Origin of the sequence: Schnuerera sp. xch1 (assembly GCF_019931165.1) — a bacterium.
Lineage (GTDB): Bacteria > Bacillota > Clostridia > Tissierellales > Tepidimicrobiaceae > JAIOUP01.
Genome location: NZ_JAIOUP010000002.1, coordinates 38,725 through 54,902, shown reverse-complemented (window position 1 = coordinate 54,902; position 16,178 = coordinate 38,725). Strand labels below are relative to the sequence as shown.

Genomic DNA, 16,178 nt, shown 5'->3' with positions numbered 1-16,178 from the left:
GGAAAATTATGCTGGATAATGATTTATTGAAGTCTAAAGTATCTGAAGTAGAAAATTGGGTAATAGATATTAGAAGGGACTTTCATCAGTTTCCAGAGTTAGGGATGAAAGAATATAGAACAAGAGATAAGATTATTGATTATTTAAATAAAATGGAAATTGAAAATAAAATAGTTGCAAATACAGGGGTAGTAGCAATAATTAGAGGAAAAGATAAGGGAAAAACTGTAGGATTAAGAGCAGATATGGATGCATTACCTATGGAAGATAAAAAGGATGTTCCTTATAGATCAAAGATAAAGGGGAAAATGCATGCCTGTGGTCATGATGTCCATATGGCTATTTTATTAGGTGCAGCTAAGATATTAAAAAGTATGAAGGATAATATAAAGGGAAATATTAAATTGTTCTTTCAACCCGCCGAAGAAACGGTTGGAGGAGCAGAACCTATGATAAGAGAGGGAGTAATGGAGAATCCCTATGTAGATGGAGTTTTTGGACTTCATGTAGATAATAGTTTACAAACTGGTCAAATTGGCATCAAGTATGGCCAGATGAAGGCAGCATCCGATATGATAAAAATAATTATTCATGGGAAAAATAGTCATGGGGCTTATCCTCAAAATGGGATAGATGCTATTGCAATAGCCGGACAAGTGATAGTAGCTCTGCAAACGACAATAAGTAGAAATATAGATCCTAGAAGTTCAGCTGTATTGACCCTGGGAACTATACAAGGAGGATATGGGAGGAATATAATTGCAGATAAAGTAGAAATAGAAGGTATAATTAGAACATTAAATAAGGAATCACGAAGATTAATGTTAAATAGAGTTCAATCTATAGTGGAAGGCATATCTAAATCCATGGAAGGTTTGGGAGAATTAATAAGGACAGAAGGTTATCCAGCATTAATAAATGATGATAATATGTTGAATATAGTAAAACAAAATGCCAAAGAACTATTTGGAAACGATAGTATATATAAGATACCTTATCCAAGCTATGGAGTCGAAGATTTTGCATATTTTGCTGAAACAAGACCTGCTGCATTTTTTCAATTAGGATCAGGCAATATGAATAAAGGTATAATACATACTGGACATACATCTTTATTTGATATAGATGAAGATTGTCTATCTACAGGAATATTATTACAAGTAAAGAATGCATTAGAATTTTTGAATAAATAGATTTAGGGAGGACTGTAAAATGGACTATTTAGAAAAATACAAGTACTGGGCAAATAATGAATATTTTGATGTAAATACTAAAGAAGAACTAGAATTAATTAAAAATGATGAAGAAGAAATAAAGAGTAGATTCTATAAGGATCTTACCTTTGGAACAGCAGGGTTAAGGGGAATTATTGGAGCAGGAACTAATAGAATGAATAGATATACTGTATCTTTAGCTACTCAAGGATTAGCAACTACAATTATTGATAAAGGTAATGAAGCTATAAAAAGAGGAGTTGCAATTGCATATGATGTAAGACATTTTTCTAAAGAATTTGCACATATAGCTGCAAGAGTTTTAGCTGCTAATGGAATAAAAGTTTATCTATTTGATGATATTAGACCTACACCTCTTTTATCGTATACTATAAGAAGGTTAAACACTATATCCGGAATAGTAATAACTGCTAGCCATAATCCCAAAGATTATAATGGATATAAGGTGTATTGGGAAGAAGGATCTCAAATTTTAGATGATATGGCTTCAGAAATACTTGATAATATCAATAAGATTGAAGACTTCTCCAGGATAAAATTAATTGATATAGATGAAGGATTAAATAAAGGTTTAATAACATATATAGCGAAAGAGATAGATGATGAATATATAGAGAGAGTAAAAAGTTTAAGATTAAATGATGATATAGATAAGGATATAAATATTGTATATACTCCTTTAAATGGTACAGGTAATAAATTAGTAAGAAGGGTATTAAGCGAAAGGGGATTTACAAATGTATTTGTAGTACCAGAGCAGGAAAATCCTGATCCAGATTTTAAAACAGTAGGATATCCAAATCCTGAAGACGTAAAAGCTTTTGAATATGCTAAAAAGTTAGGAAAGGAAAAAAATGCAGATGTATTAATAGCAACAGATCCAGATTGTGATAGAGTATCATGTATGGTAAAGGGTAATGATAAAAGTTATATAGGATTAAATGGAAATCAAATAGGAGCATTATTGGTAAATTACATATTATCATCAAGATATGAAAAGAAAAATATACCGGAAAATGGAGTTATAGTTAAGAGCATAGTGACTGATGATTTAAGTAGAGCCATAGCTGATAAATATGATGTAAAAACAATAGAAACTCTTACAGGATTTAAACATATATGTAATAAAGCTAATGAATTTGATAGGACTAAAGAAAATACGTTTATATTTGGTTACGAAGAGAGTATAGGATATGTATATAGTAATTTTGTTAGAGATAAAGATGGAGTCATCTCATCAATGTTGATAGCTGAAATGACAGCTTATTATAAAAAAGCAGGAAAATCTTTGTTAGATGTGTTAGAAGAAATTTATCAAGAACATGGATATTATTCGAGCAATTTAATATCTATAGTATTAGAAGGAATTGAAGGCAGCAAAAGAATTCAAAGAATCATGGATTCCTTTAGGGAAGATCCAATTATAGCTATAGAAGGTATGAAGCTGACTAATACTATAGATTATTTAAAGGATAAGACAGACACTCCGAAATCCAACGTATTGAAGTATTTCCTTGATGATGGTTCATGGTATGCTATAAGACCATCGGGGACAGAACCAAAGATAAAAAAATATATATATTCAAAAGCAGATGATAAAACTTTATCAGAAAAGAAGATTAAGGATATCGAAAAAGCTATTATGAATAAGATTAAATCAGTAAAATAATAATGAATGAAAAGTCTTTACAGTACATTAGCTATTGTGAAGACTTTTTATATGTATAAAAAACCAAGCTAATTCACAAAATAGTCCTATATCAATATTAGGGTAAAGGAGTGGTTATCATCAAAGGAATTATAATGTCAGGAGGAATTGGTACCAGGCTTAGACCTTTAACTTGTGATCTTCCTAAGCCAATGGTACCAATTTTTAACAAGCCTGTAATGGAATATGCCGTTGACTTACTAAAGAAAAACAAAATAGAAGATATAGCAGTTACATTACATTACTTACCTAATATGATTATAGATTATTTTGAGGATGGTAGAAAATTTGATGTAGATATCAATTATTATATAGAAGATAAACCTTTAGGTACTGGTGGAAGTGTAAAAAATGCCCAAGAATTTCTAGATGATACTTTGATTGTTATAAGCGGTGATGCTTTTACTAATATAAATTTGAAAAAAGCTTATGAATTTCATAAGAAGAAAGATTCTAAAGCGACTTTGATATTAAAAAGAGAATCAGTACCTTTAGAATATGGAGTGGTTATAACAGATGAAGAAGGAAAAATAATCAGGTTCCTAGAAAAACCTAGTTGGGGAGAGGTATTTAGCGATACTATTAATACCGGTATATATATTTTAGAACCAGAGGTATTTAATTATTATGAGAAAGGCCAAAATTTTGATTTTAGTAAAGATTTATTTCCAAAATTATTGGAAGACAATATACCTATGTATGGATATATAGCAGACGAATACTGGTGTGATGTTGGAGATTTAAATAGTTACATACAAACCCATACAGATATATTGTCTGATGCGGATAAACATTATTTAATTGGAGCAAATCAAGGTAATGGTATTTGGATAGGAGAAGGTAGTACTATTGAAAAGGGAACCAAGATATATCCTCCAATATTTATAGGTGAAAATTCTACAATAAAAGCAGGAACAATTATAGAACCATATACAATAATTGGGAAAAACTGTTTCATTGGAGAAGGGTCATCTATAAAGAGAAGTATTCTTTGGGATAGTGTAAATATATCTAAGAATTGTGAGATTAGAAAATCGGTTATTTGTAACAATGTAAATATAGAGAAACAAAGCAGGATATTCGAAGGTGTTGCAATTGGTGCACATTCAAAAATATCCAAGAACAGTACAATTAAACCAAAAGTCAAAATATGGCCATACAAAACAATAGAGGAAAATATGATTGTAACAGATAATTTAGTATGGGAAGAAAGAGCAACAAAGAAATTATTTGGATATAGGAATATATCTGGCAAATTTAATGAAACAATAACTCCAGAAATTGTAACTAAATTAGGGGTTTCTTTTGCTACGGTTATTAAAGAAAAAGGAACTTTTGTTGTTAATAGTGATGAATATAATACTTCTAAATCTGTGAAAAATTCAATAGTATCAGGTATTTTATCTACAGGATCATTGGTAATAGATATTAAAAACAGTACTATGCCAATGTGTAGATTTGGAGTAAAATATTTCAAAGCAGATGGAGGTATACAAATTAGAACTAATTGTTCTAATGAGAATATGGTCTATATTGAATTTATTGATGCTAAAGGAGCAAATATAAATAAAGGTATAGAAAGAAAAGTTGAAAGTTGTTTTGTTTTAGAAAACTTTAAAAGATGTTTGGGAAATGAAATCAAAGATGTAGTAAATATATATAATTTTTCCCAAATATACCTAAAAGAAGGAATACAACATTTGAAGAATGGAAAAGAAATAAAAAGTAAAAAACCTAAACTAATTATATCATCTCCATCGAAAAATATATCGAGATTAGCGGAAAAGTATTTGATGGATATAGGCTGTAAAGTTAAGGTAGTTGAATTTAATAATCAATTGATAATAGAAGATATTAGGAACAAGGTATTAGATGAAGATGGATATTTAGGTATTTTATATAGTAGTGATGGTGAAAAAATAGCTTTAACAGATGGATATAATATTGTGGAAGATGATAAATATTACCTGTTAACTCTATTGATAGGATTTAAAACTGGCATGCTTAAAGAAGTGGTAATTCCTTATAATTATCCAAGAATAGTGGAGAAATTAGCTAAAGAGTATAAGGGAAGAACCATATATAGTAAATCCAATATTTCAGAGATTATTAAAACTGTTATGGATAAAAGTATTGATTTTCAATATATAGTAAACTTTGATTCTATCTGGGCTACAGGAAAGATAATTGATTATTTAATAGGTAATGATGTTACAATAAACGAATTATTACAGGAGCTACCAGAATACTACTATTTTAAAAAAGAAATTCCCTGTAAATGGACTGACAAAGGCAAAGTAATTAGAAGATTAACTGAAGATAGGAAGAAAGGAATTGAGCTTAAACAAGGAGTTAGATTTATAGACGATAAGGGATGGGTTTTAGTTATACCAGATGATGAAAAGCCTAAGTTTAACTTATATATAGAAGGTTATAATGAAGAATATGCAGAAGAACTTTGGACAAAATATGATAAAAAAGTAAAGAACTTGATGAAGACTTAAAATTTAGAAGCTTAATTATGAAAGGAAGGTTTAAGAGTATGAGAATGAGAAATATAGATAGATTACCAGTACAAGGGGAAGAAGTCCATACTCTATACAAATCCAATAAAAAATCTAATACAAAACGATTCATATTGAATAGATTAGATAAAAGCTTTAAAGAAATTGAAAGAGTATATTTAAGGCTCAACAATGATACAGCTAAAAATAAATCTTTACCTAAAGGGGCTGATTGGCTTTTAGACAATTTTTATTTGATTGAGCTAACATACAAGCGACTAAAAGCAGATATTAAGAAAGAAAAAAAAGTAACTTTAAATATTATTACAGATGGTCAGTATAAAGGCTATCCTAGAATATATACTTTAGCTCTAGAGTTGATTTATCATTCAACAGGAAATATTACAGAAGAAAATCTTATTAGATTTGTAAATGACTTTCAAAAAGAAGAAATTCTTTCATTAGAAGAAATAGCTTATTTCCCTAAATATTTAACATTAGGTTTAATGGAATATATAAAAAATATTTCTTTGAATTTGTTAAAAATTAAAAAAGCATGGGATATGGTCGAGAGCACTGATTTATCGTTAAAGGAAAATATGGAACAAATTATAGAAAATATAGATACTATGGATTCTGTCAAGATAGAAAGACTAATAAGAAAAATAAGGGAGGATAAAGAAGACTATCAACAGATACTAGAAAGAATAAAGAAGAAATTAGATTATATAGGTCGAAGTATCGAAGATATTTTAGAGAAGGAATATATGTTTCAATCCAAAAACAAGATATCGCTCGGTTATGGGGTAACATCTTTAAGGAATACTTCAGCTTTTAATTGGGAAACAATATTTGATTCTATAAGAAGTATAGAAAAGGTTTTAAGAGAGGATCCTCTTGAAGTATATGAGAATATGGACTCTCAATCAAAAGATTATTACAAATATAATATTCAAAAACTAGCAAATAAATTTAACGTCCGAGAGATATTATTATCTAAGAAAGTATTGGAATTTGCAAAAGAAGAATGGAATAAAGGTTGCAGAGACAAAAGGGCTCATGTAGGGTATTATCTTATAGATGCAGGAAGAGAAAAATTATTTAAATTTTTTGGACATAGTGACAAAAATACTAGCATTTACTTGGAGAAGTTTAGTTATTATTTTTTCCCAATAATGTTTATGTCTATTTTAATAACTTATCTATTTAGTGTATATGGATATAGACAAAGATATACTTATTTAAATATATTAATTTTTGTTGTAGCATTTATTCCAATAGAGACTATTATAATAAACATGCTTAACTATTTCTATTCCAAAAGGTTTAGACCAAAGGTTATACCCAAAATAGAATATGATGAAGATATACCTGAAGATTCTGCTACTTTAGTAGTTGTTCCTACTCTTATAAGCAATGAAGAGAGAATCCATGAATTAGTAAAAAAATTAGAAGTGCATTATCAAGCTAACAAAGAAAAAAATATTTATTTTGGGATAGTTGGTGACTTTAAAGATGCTGACAAAGAAATTACTGATGAAGATGATAAGATAATTGATAAAGGTATAGAGTTAATAGATGAATTAAACGAAAAGTATGCTTCTTCTGAAGATATATTTTACTATTTTCATAGAAAAAGAGTATATTCAGAAACCCAGGAAAGTTGGATGGGATGGGAAAGAAAAAGAGGTGCACTAATAGAGTTAAATAATCTATTATTAGGAAATAAAGATACTAGTTTTAACGTAGTATCTGGGAATATTTCTGAGGTTAAAGAAAAGATAAAGTATATAATTACACTAGATGCCGATACTAAGCTGCCAATAGATGGTGCTAAACAATTGATAGGTGCAATTTCTCATCCATTAAACAGAGCTGTAATAGATGAGGAAAAGAACATAGTAAAAGAGGGATATGGAATTATTCAACCAAGAATACTTGTGGATATTGAAAGTAGCAATAAATCCATATTTACTCAAATATTTGCAGGTCAAGGAGGAATGGATCCTTATAGTACTGCAGTTTCAGATATATATCAGGATTTATTTGGAGAAGGAATATTTACTGGGAAGGGTATATACGATATACAAGCATTTCAAAGGTGTTTAGATACTTCTATACCGGAAAATACTGTATTAAGTCATGATCTATTAGAGGGTAGCTATACTAGGGTTGGATTAGCAACTAATATTGGATTGGTAGATGGTTACCCCGAAAAATACAGTTCTTATATTAAACGACAGCATAGATGGGTAAGAGGAGATTGGCAACTAATAAGATGGTTAATTGGCGGATATGGGAAAAATATTTCTCCATTATCAAAATGGAAGATATTAGAGAATATGAGAAGAAGTATGTTGCCAGTATTTTTACTTCTCTCTTTATTTCTTGGATTAGCCTTTTTTCCTGGAAATGTTTTATTATGGATTGGAGTAGTTTTATTAAATTTATTTTTTCCAATTATTACAAAAGCTATAGATGATTTATTTAATAAACGGTTTAGGATTCAGAATGTAAGATTAAATGGAAATATAATAGTTGGATATAAAAATATTTTCTATCAAGCGACTTTATATCTTATGTTCTTGCCTAGTGAAGCTCTTATGATGGCAGATGCAATAGTTAGAACTCTCTATAGGGTATATGTATCTAAGAAAAATCTACTTGAATGGACCACTGCTTTTGATATGGAAAAGAAACTAAAGAATGATATTTCAAGTTATTTTAGTCTAATGAAGGCAAATATCATTGCATCTATATTATTGATAGCTTTAACTATAATTTTTAATCCTAATAATTTTCTTATCAGTACAGTTATTGGATTGTTATGGCTATTAGGACCAAGCACAGCTTATAAAATAAGTAAAGAATATAGAGAAACAGTAAGGATAGAAGAAAGAGATATAGAGTTACTCAAAAATATAGCTGAGAAAACATGGAGGTATTACAAAGAACTCACAGACTCTAGTAATAATTATCTTCCACCAGATAATTTCCAGGAGTACCCATATAATGGGGTTGCTAATAGAACTTCCCCTACAAATATAGGATTTTACCTATTATCAATATTGTCTAGTAGAGATTTAGATTTCATAACTACATCAGAGATGATAGATTCAATTGAATTGACAATGAATACTATTGAAAAATTAAAGAAATGGGAAGGACATCTATATAATTGGTATGATACGACAAATCTAGAGCCTTTAAGACCCATATTTATATCGACAGTAGATAGTGGAAATTTTATATCGTATTTAATAGTACTTAAGGAGGGATTAAAGGAATATATAGATGACGCTAAACAAAAGACTAGAATTAAGCATTTAATCTATAGAATTAAAAAGATAATTGATAATACTAATTTTGAACCTCTATACGATAAATCAAAGAATCTGTTTTATATAGGTTATAATGTAGGAGAAGATAAAGTTTTAAACAATTATTATGATTTATTAGCATCAGAAGCTAGAGTATCAAGTTATATTGCTATATCCAGGAAAGAAGTACCTTTAAAGCACTGGAATAGGTTAGGAAAGTCTTTAATCATGGCAAATAATCAAATAAGTCTTGCTTCTTGGTCTGGAACTATGTTTGAATATTTGATGCCTTCATTAGTATTGAAAAATTATAAAAATACGTTGTTAGATGAGACTTATAAAACATCTATAAACATACAGAAAAACTATGGAAGCAAAAATAATGTACCATGGGGAATTTCTGAATCAGGTTTTTTTGCCTTCGATAGTCAACTTAATTATCAGTATAAAGCCTTTGGAGTTCCAGCATTAGGTTTTAAAAGAGGACTTAAGGAAGAATTAGTAGTATCTCCCTATTCTACTTTTATGGCTTTGAAATTTGATTATAAGGGAGTTTTAAATAATATAAAAAGGTTAAAAGAAGAAGGATTAGAAGGACCATATGGGTTTTATGAAGCTATAGATTATTCAATAAAAAGGTTACCATCTCATTTAGATAAAGGTATAGTAAAATCCTACATGAGTCATCATCAAGGAATGATATTAGCGGCTATAAATAATTTTATAAACAATGATATACTTGTAGAAAGATTTCATAGGGATCCTCAAATGAAATGTGGAGAACTGTTATTACAAGAAAGGATTCCATTAAATCCGGTTATTACAAAGGAAAGAGAGGATTTACAGGAGGTAGATATTTCAAATAAGAGAAAAGATAACTGGCAGAAAAAGGTTTATTCAAAAGAGCAGTTAACGGAAATTAAGTGTCATCTATTATCCTCTGGAACATACACATTAATGATTACCAATAGAGGAGAGGGGTTTTCTAAAAATGAAAATCTGTTTATCAATAGATGGCGTAAGGATTACCTATTAAATCCTTATGGACAGTTTGTCTATATTAAGGACATAAAGAATAATAATTTATGGTCAGCAACCTATGCTCCAGTATATAAAGAACCAGACTTTTATAATGTCGAGTTTTCAAATTACAAAGCTAGTTTCAGGAGAAAAGATGGAGAAATTGAGACCAAAATGGATATCTACCTATTACCTGAAGAGCTAGGAGAGATTAGAAGGATAAGACTTATAAATGATGGTGAAGAAGAAGCATTACTTGAGACTATAAGTTATTTCGAAGTAGTAGGGGAAATGCTAAATTCAGATTTAGCTCATCCTGTTTTTAGTAATCTATTTATAAGGACAGAAGCTTTAGAAGAAAATGAAGGGTTACTTGCTTGCAGAAGAAAAAGGGAAGATAAACAACAGGATAATTGGATACTTCATGGTGTAAAGGTTTTTGAATATGGAGAAGAAAAGTTTCAGTATGAAACAAGTAGGTTTAATTTTGTAGATAGAGGAAATAAGTTAAGTAATCCAGGAGCAATAATCAAGGGCCTTACTAATACTACAGGAGTAGTACTGGACCCTATAATGAGTATAGCTAAAAAATTAAGAATACCTCCTAAGAAAAAAGCTGATATATACTATTTAACATCCATAGCTCATAGCAAAAATGAAGCTTACAATATTCTAAATAAATATGATAATAAAGATAATATTAAAGTTGCAATAGATCTTTCTAAAACGAAGTCACAGACTGAAATGGGATATTTGAATTTAAGTCATTCAAATATAAAACCTTATGAAGAACTATTGCCTAATCTATTCTATTTGGAGGATAATATTAAATATAAATATGACAGTATATTAAAGCAAAATATTAAGGGCAAAGAAGGGTTATGGTCCAAAGGTATATCAGGAGATAACCCTATAATCCTTGTAATCGTAAAATCCATGGAAGGCATAACAAATTTAACTAAAATAATAAATGCTCATGAATATTGGTCATATAAAGGGCTGATAATAGATTTAGTTGTCGTAAATGAAGATGAAAGTGCCTATTATCAACCGCTGTATGAAAACATAAGAGAAGAAATTTATGATAGAAGAGGAAATGTAGTAGGTGAACCTGGTGGAATATTTATAATAAATAAAAACACCCTTTTAGACGAAGATGAAAGCCTATTATATAAATATGCAACTATAATAATAGAGGCAGAAGAAGGGTTTATAAATAAGAAGTCTGATAAAACAGATATACCTTATAAACAATTTAATAAACAAAAACAAAAATATTCTTTGAAAGAAATAGATGTAGATTTAAACTATTTTAATGAATACGGTGGATTTTCAAAGGATGGTAGAGAGTACGTCATTAAACTTTCTAAAGATTTAAATACTCCATTACCATGGGCAAATGTAATAGCTAATAAAAAATTTGGGTTTGTAATAACTGAACTTGGCACAGGGTTTACTTGGTCTCGAAATAGTAGGGAAAATAAATTAACTCCTTGGTATAATGATCCAATCATGAACAATCCAGGAGAAGTAATCTATCTAAGGGATAATGAAACAGGAGAAATTTGGAATATAACACCGAAACCTATTAGAGATGATAATGACTATATTGTAACTCATGGTCTAGGTTATACAGAATTTTATCACCATAACAATGGTATAGAACAAAAGCTTATAACTTTTACACCAACAGAAGATAATATAAAAATCAATTTAATAAAACTTAACAATTTATCCAATAACGACAAAAATATAAGCTTATATTATTATATTAGACCAGTATTAGGAGTTTCGGATGAAGAAACTGAAAATCTATTGGAAACAGATATAGATGAAGATATATTTATTGTAAAGAATTCGACCAATAGTGAGTTCGAAAATAGCACACTGTTTTTAAGTGCATCTGAAGAGATACAATCCTATACGGGAGACAGAAAAGAATTTTTAGGAGCCATTCCAAATTATGAAGAACCAGAAGGAATAAGAAGAGAAAGATTGTCCAATACTGTTGGCTTAGGGTATAATCCTTGTTCAGCAATAGAAATTAAGATTAATATACCAGTAAATGAAAAAAAAGAAGTGGTTTTTCTTTTAGGAGAGCAAACTGATATAGAAAGTGGATGTAATTTAATAAATAAATATAAGGATATTCAAATTTCAAAAAATTCATTACAAAAGGTAAAAGAGTTTTGGGAAAAAACTTTATCCACAATTCAGATACAAACTCCAGATGATACTATGAATTATATGATGAACAATTGGCTGATGTACCAAACTATAGTCTGTAGAATATGGGCGAGAGCAGGTTTTTATCAAGTAGGTGGAGCTTTTGGAGCAAGAGATCAGATGCAAGATGTAATAAATGCTATTTACCATATACCTGAAATGACTAGAAAACAGATAATAAGGAATTGTGCTCACCAATATAGAGAAGGAGATATACAGCATTGGTGGCATCCTATACCTGGAAGTGAAGCTCATAAAGGGATTAGAAGCAAGTATTCTGATGACTCGCTGTGGTTACCATTAGGAGTAGCTAAATATATTAAGGTTACAGGGGATGATGGTGTGCTACAAGAGAAAGTTCCCTTTATAGAAAGTCCTGCTTTGGAAGAAACAGAAGAAGAAAGATATGAAGTGCCTGATATTTCTAGTGATATAGGAACTGTATATGAACACTGTATCAGAGCTATCGATAGATCTCTAAGATTTGGAGATAAAAATATTCCACTTATGAGTGGAGGAGATTGGAACGATGGTATGAATAAAGTAGGATACAAAGGCAGAGGGGAATCCGTTTGGTTAGGATGGTTTTTAGCAACAGTATTAAAGAATTTTATACCAGTTTGTGAGATAATGGGAGATAGTAATAGAGTTGATAGGTATGAAAGTATTATATCTCAGTTAAAAGAGGCATTGGAAAAAAATGCTTGGGATGGAGAATGGTATAAAAGAGCTTTCTTTGATGATGGTACTCCACTAGGATCAAAAGAAAATAGCGAATGTATAATAGATTCTATAGCTCAATCCTGGTCTGTAATATCTGAATTAGGGGATGATAAACGAACTAGAACAGCTTTAAAGTCAGTGGAGAAACACTTGATAAATGAGAAAGAGGGGATAATATCCCTATTAACTCCAGCTTTTGATAATACTGAGCATAACCCAGGATATATTAAATCCTATGTACCAGGAGTAAGAGAAAATGGAGGTCAATATACTCATGCAGCAACTTGGGTTATAAAAGCCTTTGCTATGTTAGGAGAAGGAGATAAGGCGTATAATTTATTTAGATTAATAAATCCAATAAATCATTCTAGAACTTCAATAGAATCTGTTAAGTATAAGGTAGAACCTTATGTTTTGGCAGCTGATGTCTATACCAATCCTCAACATTTAGGTAGAGGTGGATGGACCTGGTATACAGGATCTTCAGGATGGATGTTTAGAGTAGGATTAGAGGATATATTAGGATTTAAAATAGAAGAGGGTAAATTATTTATAAACCCATGTATTCCTAAAGGTTGGAAAGGGTTTAAAATGAAATATAAATACAAAAATACCACATATAATATAGAAATAAGAAATCAAAATAGTGTGAATAAGGGAATAAATAGTATAGTAATAGATGGAGTTCCTGCTAACGAAAAATATGTAGAATTAACTAACGATGGACTAAAACACTTTATTCAAGTAGATATGGGGACAGATGGAGGTTACTAAAAAGGTTCCTCACTAAATGTACATTTAGTGAGGAACTTTTTAATCTGGGAAAGTATATTATTTTGTATATATACATCAAATTAATAAATGGAAAAGGCTATGTTTAGGGAAAATAAATTTGTTAATCTATTGAATTATAAAATCTTTTATGGTATATTTAGTTTGAAAGAAATCGTTAATTATATGACAAGGAATGTATTAAGTACTTATTAAAATTTTTAAAGTAATATATTCAGCTAGTCGTATAAATAATTATACTTTTATATCCATTTTAAATGGTATAAAATTAAAACGATAAAGTTTTTAATAAGGGAGGAGTTACTATTGTATAAAATTGTTAAGAAAAAAGACCTAGCCCCTAATATTTTTTCAATGGATATTTTAGCTCCAAGGGTTGCGGATTCTGCTCAACCAGGTCAATTTCTAATTGTAATAGTTGACGAAATAGGAGAGAGAATTCCCCTAACTATTTGTGACTATGACAGAGAAAAAGGGACAGTCAATATTGTTGTTCAAACTGCTGGTGCTTCTACAAAGAGAATAGCAGTTCTTAATGAAGGAGACTACCTTAAAGATGTTGTAGGCCCTCTTGGAGAACCATCAGAGTATATAAATGAAGATATAGAAGAAGTTAAGAAGAAAAAGATTTTATTTGTAGCAGGTGGTGTTGGAGCAGCTCCTGTATATCCTCAAGTAAAATGGTTTAGAGACCATGATATTGATGTTGATGTAATAATTGGCGCAAAGACTAAAGAATTAATAATACTTGAAAATGAAATGAAGAAAGTAGCAGGAAAACTTTATATTGCTACAGATGATGGTAGCTATGGATTTAATGGAATGGTAACTGGACTTATTGAAGATCTTGTTAAAAATCAAGGAAAGGAATATGATCTAATAGTATCAATAGGACCTATGATAATGATGAAATTTGTATGCTTGCTTACTAAAAAACTTGGAATTAAAACTATTGTTAGCCTTAACCCAATCATGGTAGATGGTACTGGTATGTGCGGTGCTTGTAGGGTAACAGTAGGAGATGAGACAAAATTTGCATGTGTTGATGGACCAGAGTTTGATGGTCATCTTGTAGATTTTGATGAAGCATTAAAGAGACAAGCTCAATATAAGAAAGAAGAAGCTGAATTGGCAGAAAGAGGCGAGCAAAAAATTTGTACTTGCCAACATGAACATGGAGGTGCTAATTAATGGATATGTTTAAAAGAGTACCCATTACTGAACAAGATCCTAAGGAAAGAGCGACAAACTTTGATGAAGTTTGTTTAGGTTATACTGAAGAAGAGGCTATGGCTGAAGCAAGTAGATGTCTACAGTGTAAACATCATCCTTGTGTTGGAAATTGCCCAGTAAGTATTGATATACCAAGATTTATTAAGCATATAGCTGAAGGTGAATTTGAACAAGCAGCTCATGTTTTAGCAGAATATAGTGCTCTACCTGCAGTTTGTGGAAGGGTTTGCCCTCAAGAAGAACAATGTGAAAAGGTATGTGTACGTGGTATAAAGGGTGAAGCTGTATCTATAGGTAAACTTGAAAGATTTGCTGCAGATTGGGCAAGAGAACATAATGTTGAAGTAGGCAAGACAAAAGAAAAGAATGGATTTAAAGTAGCAGTTATAGGATCTGGACCTGCTGGAGTTACCTGTGCTGGAGATTTAGCAAAAGAAGGCTATGATGTAACTATATTTGAAGCTCTTCATGAAACAGGTGGAGTTTTAGTATATGGTATCCCTGAGTTTAGACTTCCTAAGGACAAAGTTGTAAAACCTGAAATTGAAAATTTGAAGAAATTAGGAGTTAAAATAGAAACAAACGTAATTATTGGTAGAACTGTTACTATTGATTCTCTTATAGAAGAAGAAGGATTTGATGCAGTATTTGTAGGTTCTGGTGCAGGACTTCCAAAATTCATGGGAATTCCAGGAGAGAATCTAAATGGAGTATTTTCTGCAAACGAATTCTTAACTCGTAACAACCTTATGAAAGCTTTTAGAGAAGATCATGATACACCAATTAAAGTTGGCGATAAAGTTGCAGTTATAGGTGGCGGAAATGTTGCAATGGATGCTGCAAGAACTGCATTAAGACTTGGAGCAGATGTATGGATAGTATATAGAAGAACTGAGAAAGAACTCCCAGCAAGAGTAGAAGAAGTGCACCATGCGATGGAAGAAGGAGTTAAATTTGAATTATTAACTAGTCCTGTAGAAGTTATAGGAAATGAAGATGGATGGGTAAAAGCAATTAGATGCCAGAGAATGGAATTAGGTGAGCCAGATAAATCTGGAAGAAGAAGACCTAAACCTATAGAAGGGTCAGAATTTGAATTTGATGTAGATACAGTTATAATGGCATTAGGTACTTCACCAAATCCTCTTATTGCTTCAACTACTGAAGGGTTAGAAGTTAATGAACGTAAATGCATTATAGCTGATGAAAGTGGACAAACTACAAGAGAAGGTGTATTTTCAGGTGGAGATGCAGTTACTGGATCTGCAACTGTAATACTTGCTATGGGAGCAGGTAAAAAAGCAGCAGAAAGTATCGATAAATATATAAAGGAAAAAAATAGCCAGTCATCTAATGCATAGGTGAATGTGTTTATTAACAGACCATAAGTATTAATTAATACTTATGGTCTGTTTTA

At 30.4% G+C, this 16,178-nt stretch carries 6 protein-coding genes; all 6 read left to right on the top strand.

The window, feature by feature from the left end:
- The first annotated feature begins 8 nt into the window (after window positions 1-8).
- The 6 genes from K8M07_RS02625 (at window position 9) to gltA (ending at window position 16,122) form a co-directional block, all read left to right on the top strand.
- Window positions 9-1,193, top strand: a complete 1,185-nt coding sequence (locus K8M07_RS02625; protein ID WP_223376335.1) for a M20 family metallopeptidase — start codon at window positions 9-11, stop codon at window positions 1,191-1,193.
- A gap of 19 nt (window positions 1,194-1,212) precedes the next feature.
- Complete coding sequence (locus tag K8M07_RS02620) at window positions 1,213-2,904, top strand: phospho-sugar mutase (RefSeq protein WP_223376334.1); 1,692 nt, start codon at window positions 1,213-1,215, stop codon at window positions 2,902-2,904.
- A gap of 134 nt (window positions 2,905-3,038) precedes the next feature.
- Window positions 3,039-5,447 carry a sugar phosphate nucleotidyltransferase gene (locus K8M07_RS02615; protein ID WP_223376333.1) on the top strand — a complete coding sequence of 803 codons (2,409 nt, stop codon included), beginning with the start codon at window positions 3,039-3,041 and terminating at the stop codon, window positions 5,445-5,447.
- A 38-nt stretch (window positions 5,448-5,485) separates the two neighbouring features.
- The gene (locus K8M07_RS02610) at window positions 5,486-13,510 is read left to right on the top strand and encodes a GH36-type glycosyl hydrolase domain-containing protein (protein WP_223376332.1); all 8,025 of its coding nucleotides are present in this window, start codon (window positions 5,486-5,488) and stop codon (window positions 13,508-13,510) included.
- Window positions 13,511-13,834: 324 nt separating this feature from the next.
- Window positions 13,835-14,719, top strand: coding sequence for a sulfide/dihydroorotate dehydrogenase-like FAD/NAD-binding protein (locus K8M07_RS12750; protein WP_317845465.1), 885 nt, complete (start codon window positions 13,835-13,837; stop codon window positions 14,717-14,719).
- Window positions 14,719-16,122, top strand: a complete 1,404-nt coding sequence (gltA, locus tag K8M07_RS12745) for an NADPH-dependent glutamate synthase (RefSeq protein ID WP_317845464.1) — start codon at window positions 14,719-14,721, stop codon at window positions 16,120-16,122. Before K8M07_RS12750 ends, gltA begins: the two co-directional genes overlap by 1 nt.
- Window positions 16,123-16,178 lie beyond the last annotated feature (56 nt).